Below are 19,154 nucleotides of genomic sequence, written 5' to 3'. Positions count from 1 at the left end.
TACTCGGCGGCGATCCCGGCCGGCGGTCGGGTAACCTTGACGGCCGTAAGGCGATGACCCGGCCATCACCGGCGAGCCTCCGGAAGAACAGCCGGGTGACCGGCCCAGTAGAACCGGACGGGTCCGGCCCGTCACAGCCGGCCAACGAGCGGGCGGTCGATCCTGACCGCCAAGCGGGGTGGTACCGCGGGCCACCCGGGGCGCCGGCACGGCGTACCGGATCGGCTCGTCCTCGCAGACCCACATGACCGTGAGCTGCGCGAGGAGAGCGACCCCTGATGGCCTATCCGTTGCACGACCCGACCGCCGCCGTCCCGGCGAGCCCGGACCTGCCCGCGGTCGAACGCCGGGTCCTGGAGCACTGGACGGCCGACAAGACCTTCGAGGCCAGCGTCGAGGCCCGTCCCGCCGGCACGGACGGCAAGAACGAGTACGTCTTCTACGACGGCCCGCCGTTCGCCAACGGCCTGCCGCACTACGGCCACCTCTTCACCGGCTACGTCAAGGACGTGGTGCCGCGCTACCAGACGATGCGCGGGCGCCGGGTGGAGCGGCGGTTCGGCTGGGACTGCCACGGCCTGCCCGCCGAGGTGGTCGCCGAGAAGCAGCTCGGCATCACCAGCAAGGCGGAGATCCTCGACCTGGGCGTGGCCCGGTTCAACGAGGCGTGCCGCACCTCGGTGCTGGAGTTCACCCAGGACTGGGAGCGCTACGTCACGCGGCAGGCCCGCTGGGTCGACTTCGCCAACGACTACAAGACCCTCGACCTGGACTACATGGAAAGCGTCATGTGGGCCTTCAAGACCCTGCACGACAAGGGTCTGGTCTACGAGGGCTTCCGGGTGCTGGCGTACTGCTGGCGCTGCGAGACGCCGCTGTCGAACACCGAGACCCGGATGGACGACGTCTACCGGGATCGGCACGACCCGACGCTGTCGGTGTGGTTCGAGTTGACCCCCGACGAGAGCGCGCCGGAGCTGGTGCGCGGGCCGGTGCGGCTCGGCGTCTGGACCACCACGCCGTGGACCCTGCCGTCCAACCTCGCGCTCGCCGTCGGCCCCGACATCGAGTACGCGGTCCTGGAGCGCGACGGCGCGCGGTACGTCGTCGGGGCGGCCCGGCTGGCCGCGTACGCCAAGGAACTGGAGGGGTACGCGCAGGTCGGCACCGTCTCCGGCCGCGACCTCGTCGGCCGCCGCTACACCCCGCTGTTCGACTTCCTCGTCGAGCAGGCGGGCCCGAACGCCTACCAGGTGCTCGGCGCGGAGTTCGTCACCACCGAGGACGGCACCGGGATCGTCCACCTGGCCCCGGCCTTCGGCGAGGACGACCAGAACACCTGCAATGCCGCCGGCATCCCGACCATCGTCACGGTGGACGACCACACCCGGTTCACCGCGCTGGTCCCGCCGTACCAGGGCGAGCAGGTCTTCGACGTCAACAAGCCGGTGATCCGGGAGCTGAAGGAGCGGGGGGTGGTGCTCAAGCAGGACACCTACACCCACTCCTACCCGCACTGCTGGCGCTGCGAGACCCCGCTGGTCTACAAGGCGGTGTCGTCGTGGTTCGTCGCGGTGACGCGGTTCAAGGACCGGATGGTCGAGCTGAACCAGCAGATCAACTGGACCCCGGGGCACATCAAGGACGGCTCGTTCGGCAAGTGGCTGGCGAACGCCCGCGACTGGTCGATCAGCCGGAACCGGTTCTGGGGTTCGCCGATCCCGGTGTGGAAGTCCGACGACCCGAACCACCCGCGCCTGGACGTCTACGGCTCGCTGGAGGAGATCGAGCGGGACTTCGGCGTACGCCTGACCGACCTGCACCGGCCGGCGGTGGACGAGCTGGTCCGCCCCAACCCGGACGACCCGACGGGGAAGTCCATGATGCGCCGGGTGCCGGAGGTGCTGGACTGCTGGTTCGAGTCCGGCTCGATGCCGTTCGCCCAGGTGCACTACCCGTTCGAGAACCGCGACTGGTTCGAGCACCACTACCCGGGCGACTTCATCGTCGAGTACATGCCGCAGACCCGTGGCTGGTTCTACACGATGCACGTGCTGGCCACCGCGTTGTTCGACCGGCCGGCGTTCCGCAACTGCGTCAGCCACGGCATCCTGCTCGGCTCGGACGGGCGCAAGATGTCCAAGAGCCTGCGCAACTACCCGGACGTCTACCACGTGTTCGACGCGTACGGCTCGGACGCGATGCGCTGGATGCTGATGTCCTCGCCGGTGGTGCGCGGCGGTGACGCCCTCGTCACCGAGTCGGCCATCCGCGACGCGGTACGCCAGGTGCTGCTGCCGCTGTGGAACGTCTGGTACTTCTTCTCGCTCTACGCCAACGCCGACGGCTACACCGCGAAGCGGCGGGTGGACTCCACCCACCTGCTCGACCGGTACGTGCTGGCGAAGACGAACGAGCTGGTGTCGACCGTCGGCGCGCAGATGGACGCGTACGACATCTCCGGCGCCTGCGCCACCGTGCGGTCCTACCTGGACGCGCTGACCAACTGGTACGTCCGGCGCTCCCGGGACCGGTTCTGGTCCGGCGACGCGGACGCGTTCGACACGCTCTGGACGGTGCTGGAGACGCTGTGCCGGGTGGTGGCGCCGTTGGCGCCGCTGACCGCCGAGGAAGTCTGGCGCGGGCTGACCGGCGAGCGGTCGGTGCACCTGGCCGACTGGCCGGACGCGGCGCAGTTCCCGGCCGACCACGAGCTGGTCGCCGCGATGGACGCCACCCGGGCGGTCGCCTCGGCGGCGCTGTCGCTGCGCAAGGCCAAGGGGCTGCGGGTGCGGCTGCCGCTGTCGAAGCTGACCGTCGCCTCCCCGGCGGCGGAGCAGCTGCGGCCCTTCGCCGACCTGGTCGCCGACGAGGTCAACGTGAAGGCGGTGGAGTTCACCGGCGAGGTGTCCGCGTACTGCCAGCAGGTGCTGACGGTGGTGCCGCGCGCGCTCGGCCCCCGGGTCGGCAAGCAGGTCCAGCAGGTCATCAAGGCGGTCAAGGCGGGCGAGTGGGAGCTGGTCGACGGCGCCCCGGTGGCCGCCGGCGTCACCCTCGCCGAGGGCGAGTACGAGCTGCGCCTGGTCGCCGCCGACGCCGAGCACTCCGCGCCGCTGCCCGGCGGCGAGGGCGTGGTCGTGCTGGACACGGAGGTCACCCCCGAGCTGGCCGCCGAGGGGCTGGCGCGGGACGTCGTCCGGGTGGTGCAGCAGGCCCGCCGGGACGCCGACCTGGACGTCTCCGACCGGATCGCGCTGCTGCTGTCGGCTTCCGAGGAGGTGCGCGCGGCGGTGGCCGGGTACACCGACTTCGTCGCCCGGGAGGTGCTGGCCGACACCGTCGACTTCGCCGACGGGGTGGCGGGCTTCACCGGCGAGGTCGGCGAGGGCGACCGGGTGACGGTCGCCGTCCGGCGGGTATGAGGCATTGAGACGGTGGCGGTCCGGCGTGCTCCGCCGGGCTGCCACCACCGGCCCCGCCCGCGCCCGACAGGCCCGCTCACCAGCCGGTCGGCCCCGCCACCCCCGCGGGGCCACGCGGACCCGTCCGCTACCGTGACACCGCCTGCCCGCACACGATCCGCCGGAGGACCAGTGCCCCTGCTCTACACCATCGGCAAGCTCACCGTGGCGCCCGCGCTCCGGTTGGCCTTCCGTCCGACCGTGGAGGGGTTGGAGCACATCCCGGAGACCGGTGGTGCGATCTTCGCGGGCAACCACCTCTCCGTCGCCGACGAGCTCTTCCTCGGCACGGTCGTGCCCCGGCACCTGGCGTTCTGGGCCAAGTCGGAGTACTTCAAGGGCACCGGCCCGAAGGGCGCCTTCTCCAAGTTCGTGCTCACCGGCCTGGGGGCCATCCCGGTCGAGCGGGCCGGCGGCCGGGCGGCGCTGGCCGCGTTCGACGCCGCCATCCCGGTGCTCAAGGCCGGCGACCTGGTCGCCGTCTATCCCGAGGGGACCCGTTCGCCGGACGGCCGGCTCTACCGGGGGCGCACCGGCGCGGCCCGGCTGGCGGTGGCGGCCGGCGTGCCGGTCATCCCGGTCGGCATGATCGGCACCGACAAGGCCCAGCCCATCGGCACCCGGGTGCCCCGTCCCGGTCGCGCCAAGATCACCGTACGGTTCGGCAAGCCGCTGGACTTCACCGGCCGGCCGGACGACCGCACGTCGCTGCGGGAGATCACCGACGAGATCATGACCGAGATCCAGAAGCTCACCGGCCAGGAGTACGTCGCCCGCTACGCCCCGCCGCGCGCGCACTCCACCGCCCCCGGCGACAGCCCGGCCTGAGCCCGGTCACGGGAGACAGCCAGGGCTGAGCCCGGGGCTCAGCCCTGGTCGGCGGTGACGATCTGCTCCCGCAGGGTGCCGAGCAGGGCGGCGCTGTCGTCGACGGAGAGCCGGGTGAAGACCGCGGTGGTGATGCTGCCGTGGTCGACCGAGGTGCAGACCACCACGTCGTCGCCGTCGGCGCGGCCCACCGCGCAGCGCTCGTGCCGGCCGCGTACGCCGGTGTCGACCACCTGGGCCTCGCCGAGGGAGTACTGCTCGGTGAGCCGGGTGATCTCGTCCTGCGCGTCGGACTCCGGGGTGAATCGGAAGCCGGTGCCGCCGAAGACCGTCACCCGCTTGCCGTTGGGCGTGGCGTAGACGCCGGCGAAGGTCTCCTCGGCCAGCCAGTGCGCCTTGCGTACCTCCGCCTCCAGTTGCCTGGCGGTCTCCTTGCTGCCGTTGTCGTCGCGTAGCCGCAGGTCGGCCACCTCGGCCGGGAGGGTGGCCCTGGCCGGGTACTGCGTCGCCACCGGCACCCCGTAGTAGGCCGGGCAGCCGCAGCAGCAGGCCAGCGTGAGCAGCAGCACCCACGGCCAGCGGCGACGCTTGCGGACGGCGACCGGGACGTACCCCTTGGGGGCCTGGAAGCCGGGCGGCGGCGCGGCCGGCGGCGTCTTCGTCCGCCGTTGCCTCGGCGGCGCGGGCGGCGGGGGTGGGGGCGCCGTCCGCTGCACCGGCACGGGCGTCCGGGAGACCGGCGGGGGCGACACCGGGTACGCGACCGGCGGTGAAACCGGGTAGGCGACCGGCGGCGCGGCGGGACGCCGCGGAGGTGGCGGCGCGGGGGAGTGGGCAGGCGGCGCCGGCGGCGCGGGGTGCGGCCGGGCCGGGTACGGCAGCGTCGGGGGCAGCGGCGGCAGTTCGGCCGGCGGCAGCTCCCACCCGCCGGTGTCCGCGCCCGCCCACGGGTCCACCGGGGTGCGGTGCTCCGGCGGCTCCGCCGGGATCGACGGCACCGGCGTGGGCTCGGCCGACTCGCCCCAGGCCCGCTTGCGCGGCGGCGGGGGAGGAACCGGTGCGGAGCCGCTCCACCGGGGCGCGGGCGCCTCGGCCGGCCGCTCGTCGGCGGGGAGCATGCGCGTGCCCTGCGGTCCGACCGCCGGTTTGTCCGGGGCGGGCTGGTCGGCGGGGAGCATGCGCGTGCCCTGCGGTCCGACGGGGGCCTTCGGCCCGGCGGCGTCGGACTCCTCCGGCCCGCTCCCGGTGTCCTCCGGCCCGGTGGCCGGGCCCGGCCATGCGGTGTCCTCGGGCCCGGCGGCTGAGCCCTGCTGGGCGGCGGCATCCTGCTGGGCCGTGGCGCCCTGCGCAGCGGCAGCGTCCGACGGGGCGGCGGCACGCGACGGCGCGGTGGCATCGGTGTCGGCGATCTCGGCGCGGTCGGTCGGGGTCGCCTCGGGCCCGTCCGTGGGCACCTCTCGGGTGCCCTCCAGGCCCGTGCGGCCGGCGGGAACGGGCGCTACGGGGGAGGACGTGGGCTCCTCGGTGACCGCCGGATCCCGACCCTGGTCCGGGGTGCTCCCGTCGGCCGGCCGGTCCGGTCCCGGCTGCGGCTGCGGCATCGCGGCAATCTCCTCTCGCGCCGGTCCGAGGTTAGTACCGACGCGCCAGGGCGGCGATCCCGGCCACCGTCCCACCGCCGGCCCCCCGGGGGGCGGGGCCGGGTGGTCGCCCCGGCGTGGAGCAGCGGCGACCGGCCGGCCGGCGTGGCCGCGGCGTCCGCGCGGCCACCGCCGACGGGGCGCGTACCCTTGGGCATCATGAGCGTCCCGTCCACCACGCCGCGTCCCGTCGCGGCCAATTCCGTCTGGCCCCGGCTGGAGCCGCTGCTGCCCCAGGTGACCAAGCCCATCCAGTACGTCGGTGGCGAGCTGGGTGCGGTGGTCAAGGACTGGGACACCGCGGCCGTGCGCTGGGCGCTGATGTATCCCGACGCCTACGAGGTCGGTCTGCCCAACCAGGGCGTGCAGATCCTCTACGAGGTGCTCAACGAGCTGCCTGACGTGCTCGCCGAGCGGACGTACGCGGTCTGGCCGGACCTGGAGAAGCTGATGCGCGCCCACGGCGTGCCGCAGTTCACGGTCGACGCGCACCGCTCGGTGCGCGACTTCGACGTGTTCGGCATCTCCTTCTCCACCGAGCTGGGCTACACCAACCTCCTCAGCGCGATCGACCTGGCCGGCATCCCCATGCTCGCCGTCGACCGCACCGAAGCCGACCCGGTGATCGTGGCCGGCGGTCACGCGGCGTTCAACCCGGAGCCCATCGCCGACTTCGTCGACGCCGCCGTGCTCGGCGACGGCGAGGAGGCCGTCCTGGAGATCACCGCGATCGTCCGGGAGTGGAAGGCGGAGGGCTCCCCGGGCGGGCGCGACGAACTGCTGCTGCGCCTGGCCCGCACCGAGAGCGTCTACGTGCCGCGCTTCTACGACGTGGACTACCTGCCCGACGGCCGGATCCAGCGGGTCGTGCCGAACCGGGCGGACGTGCCGTTCCGGGTGCACAAGCGCACGACCATGGACCTGGACGCCTGGCCTTACCCGAAGAAGCCCCTGGTGCCGCTCGCCGAGACGGTGCACGAGCGGTACGCGGTGGAGATCTTCCGGGGCTGCACCCGGGGCTGCCGGTTCTGCCAGGCCGGCATGATCACCCGGCCGGTGCGCGAGCGCTCCATCACCACGGTGGGGCAGATGGTGCAGCAGGGGCTGGAGTTCTCCGGCTTCCACGAGGTGGGCCTGCTGTCGCTGTCGTCCGCCGACCACTCCGAGATCGGCGACATGTGCTCGGGCCTCGCCCAGCAGTACGAGGGCACCAACGTCTCGCTCTCGCTGCCGTCGACCAGGGTCGACGCGTTCAACATCGACCTCGCGCAGGAGCTGTCCCGCAACGGGCGGCGCACCGGCCTGACCTTCGCGCCGGAGGGCGGGTCGGAGCGGATCCGCAAGGTCATCAACAAGATGGTGTCGAAGGAAGACCTGATCCGCACCGTCGTCACCGCGTACACGAACGGCTGGCGGCAGGTGAAGCTCTACTTCATGTGCGGCCTGCCCACGGAGACCGACGAGGACGTCCTCGAGATCGCGGACATGGCGCACGAGGTGATCAGGGCGGGTCGGGCGGCCACCGGGTCCAAGGACATCCGCTGCACCGTCTCCATCGGCGGTTTCGTGCCGAAGCCGCACACCCCGTTCCAGTGGGCGTCCATGGAGCGGCCGGAGGTCATCGACGGCCGGCTCAAGCTGCTCAAGCAGGCGATCAACTCGGACCGCTCGCTGGGCCGGGCGATCGGCTTCCGCTACCACGACGGCGAGCCCTCGTTGATCGAGGGCCTGCTCAGCCGGGGCGACCGCCGGGTCGGCGCGGTGATCCGCAAGGTCTGGGAGAACGGCGGCCGGTTCGACGGCTGGAGCGAGCACTTCTCCTACCAGCGCTGGGTGGAGGCCGCGGCCGAGGTGCTGCCGCAGTTCGGGGTGGACCTCGACTGGTACACCACCCGCGAGCGTGACGAGTTGGAGGTCCTGCCCTGGGACCACCTGGACTCGGGCCTGGACAAGGACTGGCTCTGGCAGGACTGGCAGGATTCGCTCAGCGAGTACGAGCAGGACGACTGCCGGTGGACCCCGTGTTTCGACTGCGGCGTCTGCCCCGCCATGGACACCGAGATCCAGATCGGCCCGACCGGGAAGAAACTCCTCCCGCTCACCCCGATCAACGGCCTGAAGCTCCCCACCGGCGCCCAGCAGTAGCCCGCCGCGGCGGGTGGCGCCCTCGTGCCGCCCGCCGCGCACCGGGTTGATCATGCGGCTGTCGTCAGCGGCATGCGCGTTGTCGCGCGGGTGCCTTCACGATCAGCCGGTCTCTGACATCGAGGAGCACGACGATCAGTAGGAAACCACAGCCAGAGGGCGGCCAGGCCCCGGTCGTCCAGCGCGTCCGGATCCGGTACGCCAAGCGCGGTCCGCTGCGCTTCACGTCGCACCGGGACTTCGCCCGGGCGTTCGAGCGGGCGCTGCGCCGGGCCGGCGTGCCGATCGCCTTCTCCCAGGGCTTCACCCCGCACCCCAAGATCTCGTACGCCAGCGCGGCCCCCACCGGCGTCGCGAGCGAGGCGGAATACCTGGAGATCGGCCTCCGCGAGCCGGTCGACCCGCAGGAGCTGCGCGCCGCGCTGGACGCCGCGCTCTCGCCGGGGCTCGACGTGCTCGACGCCGTCGTGGCCGGCGGCGGGAGTCTTGCCGACCGGATCGAGGCGTCGCACTGGCGGATCGAGCTGCCCGAGGTCGACCCCGCCGTCCTGGAACGGGCGGTTTCCGCCTTCACGGCCGCAGACGAGGTGCTCGTCGAGCGGATGACCAAACAGGGTCGGCGCACCTTCGACGCCCGATCGGCGGTGATTCGGATCGATGTCGCGGCGTCGACGGAGACGCCTTCCGGGGTCCCGGCCGTACCGTGTGCGATACTCGAACTGGTCGTGCGGCAGGTCACCCCCGCCGTGCGGCCCGATGACGTCCTTTCCGGCCTCCGCGTGGTGGCCGACCTGGAGCCGCCGGTCTCCCCGAGGGTGATCCGGCTGGCACAGGGCACGCTGACCGCGCAGGATGCGATCGCGGATCCGTTGGACGCGGACCGCGACGGGGCAACCATCGGTGAACGCTGACCGACGGTCGGCGTTCAGGCAGGCAGACTTCGGCGGTCGCGCACCCTGCGCGCCCGGCGGAAACACTTTTGCGGCAACCCTGCGTGGCAGCGCTCACCCGCGCCCGGGGCAGCCAGAACTGGAGAACGTCCATGCTCGAGAACGAGCCCGAGGGCGGCGAACGGACCGGTTCACAGCCGGCCGACGAGACCGCTGACAACAGCACCACCGAGAACGCCACCGGCGCCGGCAGCGCCACCGAGGCGGGGAGCACCGCCGGGGCGGAGAACGCCGCCGTCGGCATGGCGGACGCCGGAGCCACCGAGGCGGGACAGGCCCCGGTCGCGCCCGCCCGACGCCGTACCACCCGGCGCCGCGCCGCGCCCCTGAACCAGCCCGAGCAGACCGACGTGCCGGTGGAGGCGTCGACCGAGGCCGTGCCGGGCAGCGCCGAGGCGCCCCAGGCCGAGGTGTTCGCCCCGGTCTCCGGCGACCTCGACGCCGCCCCGAAGGCGACGCGCCGCCGCCGCAAGGCCACCACCGCCAAGGCCGCCGGGGAGTCCGCGGCGCCGGCCGAGCAGCCCACGTCGCAGGCCGCCGGGGAGCCTGCGGTCCCGGTGGAGGAGGCCCCCGCCGAGGCGGCGAAGCCGGTCAAGGCCACCCGTGCCCGCCGGAAGAAGGCCGCCCCCGCGGCGGCCGAGCCGGCCGCGGAGACCCCGGCCGGCACCGCCGAGCCGGCCGCCGGTGACGAGGCCGCCCAGGCCGCGCCCGGCGGGGCCGAGCAGCCCGCCGGGGCCGAGCCGCAGGCCGGCACCGAGTTCGGCGCCGCCGCCCCGCCCGCCGGCGGCGCGGAGACCCGCGCCGGCGAGGTGTCGCCGGGCGCCGCGCCCGCAGCGGAACCGGCCGCCGAGGAGGAGCCCCCCGCCGAGCCGGAGCCGCGCACCCGCCGCCGGCGGGCCGCGCTCTCCGCGCCCACCGTGCTCTTCATGGCCCCGCAGCCGGAGGAGATCCCGCTGGCCCGGGTCGTCACGCCCGCCCCGGCCGCCGTGGAGCCCGCCGCCGAGGAGGAGCCGGCCGAGCCGACCCGCCGCCGCCGGCGTGGCCGCCGCGACGTCGAGGTGGCCGAGGCCGTCGAGGCCGAGGAGGAGCCGACCGAGGAGGCCGCCGAGGACGAGGAAGAGGACGAGGACGCCGCCGCCCGCCGTCGCCGCCGCCGGGGCCGCCGGGGCCGCGGCCGGGGCAAGGGCGGCGCGGAGGACATCGAGGACGAGGAGGCCGAGGAGGCCGCGCAGGCCGAGGCGGAAGAGGCCGAAGGTGAGGAGGACGAGGAGGCCGAGGGCGGCGACGCGCTGACCCGCCGTCGCCGGCGGCGCCGTCGCCGGGGCGCCGGCGACGTCGAGCCCGGTGCCGACGACGGCGTGCCGACCGTCGTCAAGATCCGCGAGCCGCGCAAGACCGTCGACGAGGTGCAGGGCGTCTCCGGCTCGACCCGCCTGGAGGCCAAGCGCCAGCGCCGCCGCGACGGCCGTGAGCAGCGCCGGACCCGGCCGCCGATTCTCAGCGAGTCGGAGTTCCTGGCCCGCCGGGAGGCCGTCGACCGGGTGATGGCGGTACGCCAGCGCGGCGACCGGACCCAGATCGCCGTCCTCGAGGACGGGGTGCTGGTCGAGCACTACGTCACCCGCAACTCCTCCGGCACCATGGCCGGCAACGTCTACCTCGGCAAGGTGCAGAACGTCCTGCCCAGCATGGAGGCGGCCTTCGTCGACATCGGGCGCGGCCGCAACGCCGTGCTGTACGCCGGCGAGGTGAACTGGGACACCACCGGCCTGGAGGGCCGGGCCCGCTCGATCGAGCAGGCGCTCCGCTCCGGCGACTCGGTGCTCGTGCAGGTCACCAAGGACCCGATCGGCCACAAGGGCGCGCGGCTGACCAGCCACATCGCGCTCTCCGGCCGGCACCTGGTCTACGTGCCCAACGGCAACGCCTCCGGCATCAGCCGGAAGCTGCCCGACACCGAGCGCAAGCGGCTGCGGGACGTGCTGAAGAAGCTGGTGCCGGACGGCGCGGGCGTGATCGTCCGGACCGCCGCCGAGGGCGCCAGCGAGGACGAGCTGGCCCGCGACGTCAAGCGGTTGCAGGCGCAGTGGGAGGACATCCAGGCCAAGGCGGCCGAGGGCGGCGCCCCGGTGCTGCTCTACGAGGAGCCCGACCTGGTCATCCGGGTCGTCCGGGACCTGTTCAACGAGGACTTCCGCGAGCTGGTGATCGAGGGCGACGAGTCGTACGACGTGGTCGAGTCGTACCTGTCGCACGTCTCGCCGGACCTGGTCGCCCGGCTGCGCCGGCACGTCGGCACCACGGACGTCTTCGCCACGTACCGGATCGACGAGCAGATCCTCAAGGGCCTGGACCGGAAGGTCTTCCTCCCGTCCGGCGGCCACCTGGTGATCGACCGCACCGAGGCGATGACCGTGGTCGACGTCAACACCGGCAAGTACACCGGCGCGGGCGGCAACCTGGAGGAGACGGTCACCCGGAACAACCTCGAGGCCGCCGAGGAGATCGTCCGCCAGCTCCGGCTGCGCGACATCGGTGGCATCGTGGTGATCGACTTCATCGACATGGTGCTGGAGTCGAACCGCGAGCTGGTGCTGCGCCGACTGACCGAGTGCCTGGGGCGGGACCGCACCAAGCACCAGGTCACCGAGATCACCTCGCTCGGCCTGGTGCAGATGACCCGTAAGCGGATCGGCGCGGGCCTGCTGGAGGCGTTCAGCGAGACCTGCGAGTGCTGCAAGGGCCGGGGCCTGATCATCCACACCGAGCCGGTGCCGGAGAAGCCGCGCTCCGGCGGCGGCGCGGGGGAGAAGGTCAAGGCGGTCGCCTCGGCCGTCGCCGCCCCGGCCACCGAGCAGGGCGGCGGCGCGTCCCGGAAGCGGGCCCGCAAGAGCGCGCCGGTCGAGCGGACCGTGGCCGAGGTCACCGAGCCCGACACCGCGACCAGCCCGGACGCCGACTACCACGACACCATGGGCTACGACCTGTCCCGCTACGAGACGGACACCCCCGCCGCGCCCGTGGTCGCCGACAGCCAGACGGGCGAGTCCGCCCGGCTGGCCGCCCCGGACGACCCGGACGCGCTGGCCGACACCGACGGCGACGAGCCGGAGGGCGGCTCCGGCCGGCGCCGGTCCCGGCGCAGCGGCGCGCGGCGGCGCACCCGGCCGTGACCGGCTGACCAGCCCGGCGTTTGGCAGGGCCCCTTCCCCGGCAATGTCCCGGGGAGGGGGCCTTGTCGTATGGTCGATCCCCGGCCACGATCGGCCACCCCGGTCAGGAGAAGAACGATGCGCCGTCTGCTTGCCGTCACCACGGTCACCGCTGTCCTGCTCACCGGCGCCGGGTGCGCGGCCGAGCGGCCGGAGCCGGCCGCCTCGGGCACCGCGTCGAGCGGGCCCACCGGCGGTCCGGGCGGCGGGGCGACGGGCACCGGGCCGGGTGGCGGGCCGGGGGCCGGCAGCGGGGCGGCGGGCGGCAACGCCCCCGAGGTGTGCGCCGCCGCACAGGCGGCCGGGGACATCGCCGTGCGGACGTACGTCGAGGAACTCGGCAAGATGGTCGCGGCGGTCGGGGCGAACGACGGCGCCGCGGCCGAAACCGCCCGCAAGCGCATCTCCGCGGCGCTGACCGACTGGCGGGCCGCCCTGCGGCGGGAGTCGGGCCGGGCCGAGGACGCCCAGCTCAAGACGCTGCTCGCGGACATGGCGGCCGAGGTCGGCACGCTGGGCACCGACGTCGACGCGATCGACGAGACCGAGCTGGACCGGCTCCGGCAGCGGCTCGACCAGCTCTGCGCCCGCTGACCTGCGGGGCCGGTTTGGGCGTCGGCCCTCCCATGGCGTACGCTAGCCTGCGGCGCACTTTGGTGTGCCGAGTTCCCGCGCGCCCGCGCCGCCGTGCCTCTGCTACCCGGCGAGCCGGCGCGGGAACACCCGCCAGCAGCCTCAACGACAGGGAGTCCGCCTCCGATGTACGCGATCGTCAAGACCGGCGGCAAGCAGTACAAGGTCGCCGAGGGCGACGTGATCGAGGTCGAGAAGCTCGCCGGTGCCCCCGGCGACGCGGTGAAGCTCACCGCGGTGCTCCTCGTCGACGGTGACGACCTGGTGACCGACGCGGCGAAGCTTGCCGAGGTCGCGGTGTCCGGCGAGATCGCCGCGCACACCAAGGGCCCGAAGATCCGGATCCACAAGTTCAAGAACAAGACCGGCTACCACAAGCGCCAGGGTCACCGTCAGCCGCTGACCCAGGTCAAGGTGACCGGCATCTCCAGCGGGAAGTAGGTCGTCCTCAGATGGCTCACAAAAAGGGTGCGTCCAGCTCGCGCAACGGTCGTGACTCCGCGGCCCAGCGGCTCGGCGTGAAGCGCTTCGGTGGTCAGGTCGTCAGCGCGGGTGAGATCCTCATCCGTCAGCGTGGCACCAAGTTCCACCCCGGTGACCTGGTCGGCCGTGGCGGAGACGACACGCTCTTCGCGCTGGCCGCCGGTTCGGTCCAGTTCGGCACCAAGCGCGGTCGCAAGACCGTCAGCATCGTGCCGCAGCAGTAGTTTCTCCGGCGCAGCGGGCCGCGGACCTCGTGTCCCGGCCCGCTTCGCCTTTTCTCGTGCGGGGAGTCGACCTCGCTGGAAGGATTGACGCCCGTGGCGACGTTCGTTGACCGGGTCGTCCTGCACCTGCAGGCCGGCGATGGCGGGCACGGTTGTGTCTCGATCCACCGGGAGAAGTTCAAGCCCTTCGGCGGCCCCGACGGCGGCAACGGCGGGCATGGCGGCAGCGTGTCCCTCGTGGTCGACCCGCAGGTGACGACGCTGCTCGACTTCCACTTCCGCCCGCACGTCAAGGCCGAGAACGGCAAGGGCGGCGCCGGGTCGAACCGGGACGGCGCGAACGGCCACAACCTCGTGCTGAAGGTGCCGAACGGCACCGTCGTGCAGGCCCTCGACGGCACCGTGCTGGCCGACATGGTCGGCGCCGGCACGACCTTCGAGGTCGCCCGGGGCGGGCGCGGCGGCCGGGGCAACGCGTCGCTGGCCAACGCCCGGCGCAAGGCCCCCGGCTTCGCCGAGCTGGGCGAGCCCGGCGAGCAGCTCGACGTGGTGCTGGAGCTCAAGAGCGTCGCCGACGTCGGCCTGGTGGGCTTCCCGTCGGCCGGCAAGTCGTCGCTGATCTCGGTGATCTCCGCCGCCAAGCCGAAGATCGCCGACTACCCGTTCACCACCCTGGTGCCCAACCTGGGCGTGGTCCGGGTGGACAACCACACCTTCACGGTCGCCGACGTGCCGGGCCTGATCCCGGGGGCGGCCACCGGCAAGGGCCTCGGCCTGGAATTCCTCCGGCACATCGAGCGCTGCTCGGTGCTGGTGCACGTCATCGACACCGCCACCCTGGAGCCCGGCCGGGACCCGGTGGCCGACATCGACACCATCGAGGCCGAGCTGACCGAGTACGGCGGCCTGGCCGACCGGCCCCGGCTGGTGGCGCTGAACAAGGTCGACGTGCCGGACGGCCGGGATCTGGCCGAGATCGTCCGCCCCGACCTGGAGGAGCGCGGCTTCCGGGTGTTCGAGGTCTCGGCGGCCACCCGGGAGGGGCTGAAGGAGCTGACGTACGCCATGGCGGAGCTGGTGGAGCAGGCGCGCAGCGCCGCGCCGCCGGCCGAGCCGACCCGGATCGTGATCCGGCCGAGGGCGGTCGACGACGCCGGCTTCACGATCGAGGCCGCGCCGGACGGCGGCTGGCTCGTGCGCGGCGTCCGTCCCGAGCGCTGGGTGCGGCAGACGAACTTCGACAACGACGAGGCGGTGGGCTACCTGGCCGACCGGCTGGCGCGCCTGGGCGTCGAGGAGAAGCTCGGGAAGGCCGGCGCGGAGCCGGGCGACCTCGTCCGGATCGGCGACCGCGAGTTCGACTGGCAGCCGACCCTCTACGCCGGCGCCGACTTCGTCCCGGGCAACCGGGGCACGGACGTCCGGCTGGAGGAGAAGTCGACCCGCGCCTCCGCGGCGGAGCGGCTGGCCGCCCGCAAGGCCCGCCGGCAGCGCCCCGCCGACGAGGTCGAGGCCGGCCCGTCGGACGAGGTCGGCCCGTACGACGGGGTCGAGGAGGGCGACGCCGAATAGCTCGTCGCGCTCCGTGAGCGGGTCGACTGCCGGAAACCTGCCCGAAATCCGCGCCGCCTAGCGTGGCCTGATGCTGATCGAGTCCCGCCCCGCCACGGACCCGGAGATCGACGCCCTGGTCACCGCCCAGCAGCGCGAGCTGCGCGAGGCGGACGGCGGGTTGGACGGCCAGGCGACCGTGACCCACGACGACATCCGCTACCTCGTGGTGGTGGCCGGCGGGCGGGCGATCGCCTGCGGCGGGATCCAGGCGCTCGACGACGGCACCGGCGAGCTGAAGCGGATGTACGTCCGTCCGGCGTACCGGGGGCGGGGCATCGCCCGGCAGTTGCTGGCCGCGCTGGAGGAGTTGGCCTTCCGGCAGGGGCACGCGGTGGTCTGCCTGGAGACCGGCACGTACCTGCCGGCCGCGATCGGCCTCTACACCTCCTGCGGGTACGAGCCGATCCCGGTGTACGGCGAGTACGTCAGCAACCCGTACAGCGTCTGCTTCGCCAAGCGGCTGCGCGTGCCGGCCTGACGGCGCCCGCGTCCGGCGCCGGCCGGCCGGTCAGTCGCCGGTGTGCGAGTGCGCGGCGGTGACCGGCTTCGACTCCGGCGACCCGTGCTGACGCAGGAAGACGCTCAGCACGATCAGCATCCCGACCGCGAGGAACTCGCTCTGCCAGTTCTGCATCGACTGGTACCAGAACTCGCTGGTGCCGAGGAACTCCCGGACGCCGATCGGTGGCGCGCCGGCCAGCAGCGCCTGCTCCTCGTTGTAGGTGGCCGTGCCGCCGACCAGGTGGCCGAGGAACGAGCCGGCGAAGATCAGCAGCAGCGCGATCGAGAGGCTGTTCCGGTAGACCGCCAGCGGTAGGCCGGTGGCCCGCACCGGCCAGGGTGAGTCGGGGGTGGCGCGTCGCTCGTCGTCCGCGGGGCGGTCGGTCTGCCCGACGGGCTTCGACTCGGCCGAGCCCCGCTGCACCAGGTACGCGGTGAGCAGGACGTAGCCGCCCATCTGGAGGAACTCCGACTCCCAGTTCTCGAAGACGGCCTCGGCGAAGTGCCCGCTGCGCAGGTACGCCGGCCAGGCCACGGGCGCCGCGCCGAGATCGGTCAACTCCTCGTTGCGGGCGTGCCAGCCGAACACGCTCTGCAACGCGAGGAAGACGAGGAAGGCACCGAACATCGAGATCGTCAGCGCGTGGTCCCGTAGCCGGCGGAGCATGACGACCTCCTTGTCGCGATCCCGGGCCGTCTGCGGTCAGGGGCGGTCGAAGGGCCTGTCCAGACGGCCGCCGGTGCCGACCTGGTTGGACAGCAGCAGCCCGAGGGCGAGCATGCCGAAGCCGAGGGCCAGGTGCAGCCAGTTGTCGGCGTCGTTGACCGGGATGAAGTTCAACACGCTCTCCCGGTCGATCGCGAAGCCGTACAGCCACAGGCCGAGGTAGAGCGCGCCGCCGCCGGCGAGGAAGATCCGGGCCCCGGCGACGGTGCGGGCCAGCACCAGCCCGGCCAGTCCGAAGCCCAGGTGCAGCGCGTTGTGCAGGATCGACACCTGGAACAGGCCGAGCAGTCGGGCCTCGGAGTGGTGACCGGCGAACGTCATGTCGCCGTAGCCGGTGGTGATGCCGGGGATGAACCCGAGCACCCCGACCAGGGCGAAGATCCCGGCCGCGGCCACCGCGGCGAACTGCACCCCGGGCTTCCGTCCCGGCGGGGCGCCGCGAGCGTTCCGTGCCATCGATGTCACCTCCGTGGACCCGCGGAACGCCCTGCCCGCGGCGCGGGTCGCGGCGACCGGCCGTCACTGTCCGTGATGGCACCGGCATCCGGCCCGACGATCCTCCATTTTGTAGTCCGCACCCGACGGGCCGCAGGAGAAGTCACGAACGAGGTATGGAAGCGGCGACGGAGGGTAGGTCAGAGGAGGCGGCGGCAGCAATGGCCGGTCGCATTCCCCCAGCACAGCCGCGACGACTTTCCGAGCGGAAGGGACATCATGACTTACGATCTGTCACCCACGACTTCCACGTACGGGCAGGAGTCGACCAACGGCGGCGGCGTCCGCGAGCAGGCCCGCCAGGTCGGGTCGGAGGCGAAGCAGGCCGGCGGTGCCGTCGCCGGGACGGCCAAGGAGCAGGGCAGGGAGGTCGTCGGCGAGGCGACCCGCCAGGCGCGCAACCTCTACGGCGAGGCCCGCAGCCAGGTGGCCAGCCAGGCCGGTGAGCAGCAGCGGCGCGCCGCCGGTGGGCTCCGCTCGCTGGCCGACGAGATGCGCTCGATGGCAGAGCAGGGCGGTCAGGCCGGGCCGGTGAGCGAGATCGCCCGCCAGGCCGCCGACCGGGTGCACGGCGTGGCCGGCTGGCTGGAGCAGCGGGAGCCCGGCGACATCATCGCCGAGGTGCGTGACTACGCCCGCCGCAACCCGGGCACCTTCCTCGTCGGCGCGGCCGTGCTGGGCGTGCTCGCCGGCCGGCTGACCAGGAACATCTCCGCCGCCGGCGATGGCCAGGGCGGCAACGGCCACTCCGCGTACGGCTCGGGTGCCGGCTACGACCCGGACCGGACGGCGGTCATCCCGCCGACGCCGGCCCAGCGTGCGGTGCCGGACGCCGTGCCGCCGGGCGGCTACCTGGACCCGGCCCCGGGCGGGTACGCCGATCCGCAGACCACCACCGGCTACGCCGACCCGGCGGGTGGCGTCGGTCAGCCGCTGCCGCCGGTGACCCGGACCGATCCGCTGCCGGGCGTGCCGTCGAGCGGGACCACCCGTCCGTGAGCCCACGAGTCATCCGAAGGGAGGCGGCGGCATGAGCATGCCGACGCAGGGGTCGGGGCTGAACTCCGGTCACCACCCCCACGACGCGGACGAGGTCCGGGGCAGCTCGATCGGTGAGCTGATGCGTCAGGTCACCGCCGACCTGTCCACCCTGATGCGGCAGGAGGTCGAACTCGCCAAGGCCGAGATCCGCCAGGAGGGCAAGAGGGCGGGCAAGGCCGCCGGCTTCTTCGGCGGCGCCGGCTTCGGCGGTTACATGGTGGCCCTGTTCCTGTCGCTGGCCCTCTGGGCCGGGCTGTCCAACGTGATGGACGCCGGCTGGGCGGCGCTGGTCGTGGCCGTCATCTGGGGGGCGATCGCCGCGGTCCTCTACTCCATGGCCAAGAAGAACGCCGAGCGGATTCGCGGCCTCAAGCAGACCAACGAGAGCGTGCAGCGGATTCCCGACGCGCTCAAGCCCCACCCGCAGGAGGTCCCCCGATGAGCACCGACCCGGACCAGATCCGCCGGGAGATCGAAGCCACCCGGAGCAACCTGAGCTCCGACGTGGACGCGCTGGCGTACAAGGTCAGCCCCGCCCGCATCGTCGACGACCGCAAGCAGCGGGCCCGCAACGCACTGCAGAATGTGAGGGACAAGGTGATGGGAACCGCTTCCGACCTGGGTCACAGCACCAAGCACCGCGCCCACTCGGTGGGCGACCACGCCTCGTCGGCGGCGTCCGCCGTCAGCGACCGGGCGCACTCGGCCGCCTCGACGGTCGGCGACCGGGCGCACTCGGCCGCCTCGACGGTCGGCGACGCCGCGCACCGGGCCCCGCACGCGATCCGGCGGAAGTCCGAGGGCAACCCGCTGGCCGCCGGCCTGATCGCCTTCGGCGTCGGCTGGCTCGCCTCCTCGCTGATCCCGGCCACCCGTCGTGAGCAGCAGGTGGCGACGCAGGTCAAGGAGAAGGCCGGCGAGCACGCCGGGGTGGTGAAGGAGAAGCTGGGCGAGGTCGCCGGCGAGCTGAAGGAAGAGCTGCGTGAGCCGGCGCAGCACGCCACCGAGTCGGTGAGGTCCACCGCGCAGGAGGCCGTGCACGCCGTCAAGGACGACACCCGCTCCGTTGCGCAGGAGGTGAAGGACCAGGCGCAGCAGTCGCGCGAACAGGTGCGGTACTGACCGACCCGGCCACCGCACGCCGCAGCTCGCGGCCACTCCCGGAAACGTTCCGGAGAGTGGCCGCGAGCTGTCGCGTGC

General features: G+C 73.3%; 16 protein-coding genes. 13 read left to right on the top strand and 3 right to left on the bottom strand.

What is annotated here, in order from left to right:
• Positions 1-278 precede the first annotated feature (278 nt).
• Both ileS and AB0G14_RS25045 read left to right on the top strand, forming a co-directional pair.
• Complete coding sequence (gene ileS, locus AB0G14_RS25050; RefSeq protein WP_357701273.1) at positions 279-3,422, top strand: isoleucine--tRNA ligase; 3,144 nt, start codon at positions 279-281, stop codon at positions 3,420-3,422.
• 171 nt (positions 3,423-3,593) lie between these two features.
• Positions 3,594-4,289: a lysophospholipid acyltransferase family protein gene (locus AB0G14_RS25045; RefSeq protein WP_357701271.1), complete on the top strand. Its 696-nt coding sequence runs from the start codon at positions 3,594-3,596 to the stop codon at positions 4,287-4,289.
• A gap of 38 nt (positions 4,290-4,327) precedes the next feature.
• On the opposite strand, the gene AB0G14_RS25040 is transcribed toward AB0G14_RS25045, so the two are convergent.
• A complete protein-coding gene (locus AB0G14_RS25040) occupies positions 4,328-5,407 on the bottom strand; it encodes a hypothetical protein (RefSeq protein ID WP_357701297.1) in 1,080 nt (359 codons plus the stop codon).
• Between the two features lie 681 nt (positions 5,408-6,088).
• Here AB0G14_RS25040 and AB0G14_RS25035 point away from each other — a divergent pair.
• The 8 genes from AB0G14_RS25035 to AB0G14_RS25000 all read left to right on the top strand — a co-directional run bounded on the left by AB0G14_RS25035 (position 6,089) and on the right by AB0G14_RS25000 (position 15,668).
• Positions 6,089-8,074: a TIGR03960 family B12-binding radical SAM protein gene (locus AB0G14_RS25035; RefSeq protein WP_357701269.1), complete on the top strand. Its 1,986-nt coding sequence runs from the start codon at positions 6,089-6,091 to the stop codon at positions 8,072-8,074.
• A 191-nt stretch (positions 8,075-8,265) separates the two neighbouring features.
• A complete protein-coding gene (locus AB0G14_RS25030) occupies positions 8,266-8,985 on the top strand; it encodes a TIGR03936 family radical SAM-associated protein (protein ID WP_357701295.1) in 720 nt (239 codons plus the stop codon).
• Between the two features lie 131 nt (positions 8,986-9,116).
• The gene (locus tag AB0G14_RS25025) at positions 9,117-12,197 is read left to right on the top strand and encodes an Rne/Rng family ribonuclease (protein ID WP_357701267.1); all 3,081 of its coding nucleotides are present in this window, start codon (positions 9,117-9,119) and stop codon (positions 12,195-12,197) included.
• Between the two features lie 117 nt (positions 12,198-12,314).
• Positions 12,315-12,830 (top strand): hypothetical protein, encoded by a 516-nt coding sequence (locus tag AB0G14_RS25020; RefSeq protein ID WP_357701265.1) that lies wholly within the window; start codon positions 12,315-12,317, stop codon positions 12,828-12,830.
• A 165-nt stretch (positions 12,831-12,995) separates the two neighbouring features.
• Positions 12,996-13,310: a 50S ribosomal protein L21 gene (gene rplU, locus AB0G14_RS25015; RefSeq protein ID WP_088982529.1), complete on the top strand. Its 315-nt coding sequence runs from the start codon at positions 12,996-12,998 to the stop codon at positions 13,308-13,310.
• 11 nt (positions 13,311-13,321) lie between these two features.
• Positions 13,322-13,576, top strand: coding sequence for a 50S ribosomal protein L27 (rpmA, locus tag AB0G14_RS25010; protein ID WP_013288010.1), 255 nt, complete (start codon positions 13,322-13,324; stop codon positions 13,574-13,576).
• 93 nt (positions 13,577-13,669) lie between these two features.
• Complete coding sequence (obgE, locus tag AB0G14_RS25005) at positions 13,670-15,148, top strand: GTPase ObgE (protein ID WP_357701262.1); 1,479 nt, start codon at positions 13,670-13,672, stop codon at positions 15,146-15,148.
• A 70-nt stretch (positions 15,149-15,218) separates the two neighbouring features.
• Positions 15,219-15,668, top strand: a complete 450-nt coding sequence (locus AB0G14_RS25000) for a GNAT family N-acetyltransferase (RefSeq protein WP_357701260.1) — start codon at positions 15,219-15,221, stop codon at positions 15,666-15,668.
• 30 nt (positions 15,669-15,698) lie between these two features.
• Here AB0G14_RS25000 and AB0G14_RS24995 read toward each other — a convergent pair whose 3' ends face one another.
• Positions 15,699-16,358: a DUF6766 family protein gene (locus AB0G14_RS24995; protein WP_357701258.1), complete on the bottom strand. Its 660-nt coding sequence runs from the start codon at positions 16,356-16,358 to the stop codon at positions 15,699-15,701.
• Positions 16,359-16,394: 36 nt separating this feature from the next.
• Positions 16,395-16,874 carry a DUF4383 domain-containing protein gene (locus AB0G14_RS24990; protein ID WP_357701256.1) on the bottom strand — a complete coding sequence of 160 codons (480 nt, stop codon included), beginning with the start codon at positions 16,872-16,874 and terminating at the stop codon, positions 16,395-16,397.
• Positions 16,875-17,132: 258 nt separating this feature from the next.
• Between AB0G14_RS24990 and AB0G14_RS24985 the strand changes: the two genes are divergently transcribed.
• Genes AB0G14_RS24985 through AB0G14_RS24975 form a run of 3 tightly spaced genes read left to right on the top strand, consistent with a single transcriptional unit; the run spans position 17,133 to position 19,076 of the window.
• A complete protein-coding gene (locus AB0G14_RS24985) occupies positions 17,133-17,912 on the top strand; it encodes a hypothetical protein (protein WP_357701254.1) in 780 nt (259 codons plus the stop codon).
• A 31-nt stretch (positions 17,913-17,943) separates the two neighbouring features.
• Complete coding sequence (locus AB0G14_RS24980) at positions 17,944-18,396, top strand: phage holin family protein (protein WP_357701252.1); 453 nt, start codon at positions 17,944-17,946, stop codon at positions 18,394-18,396.
• The gene (locus AB0G14_RS24975) at positions 18,393-19,076 is read left to right on the top strand and encodes a DUF3618 domain-containing protein (protein WP_357701250.1); all 684 of its coding nucleotides are present in this window, start codon (positions 18,393-18,395) and stop codon (positions 19,074-19,076) included. The genes AB0G14_RS24980 and AB0G14_RS24975 overlap by 4 nt, the downstream gene beginning before the upstream one ends.
• Positions 19,077-19,154: the final 78 nt, after the last annotated feature.

The organism is Micromonospora sp. NPDC023814 (genome assembly GCF_040639595.1).
Taxonomy (GTDB): domain Bacteria; phylum Actinomycetota; class Actinomycetes; order Mycobacteriales; family Micromonosporaceae; genus Micromonospora.
This window is presented reverse-complemented; position numbering and strand designations above follow the sequence as displayed.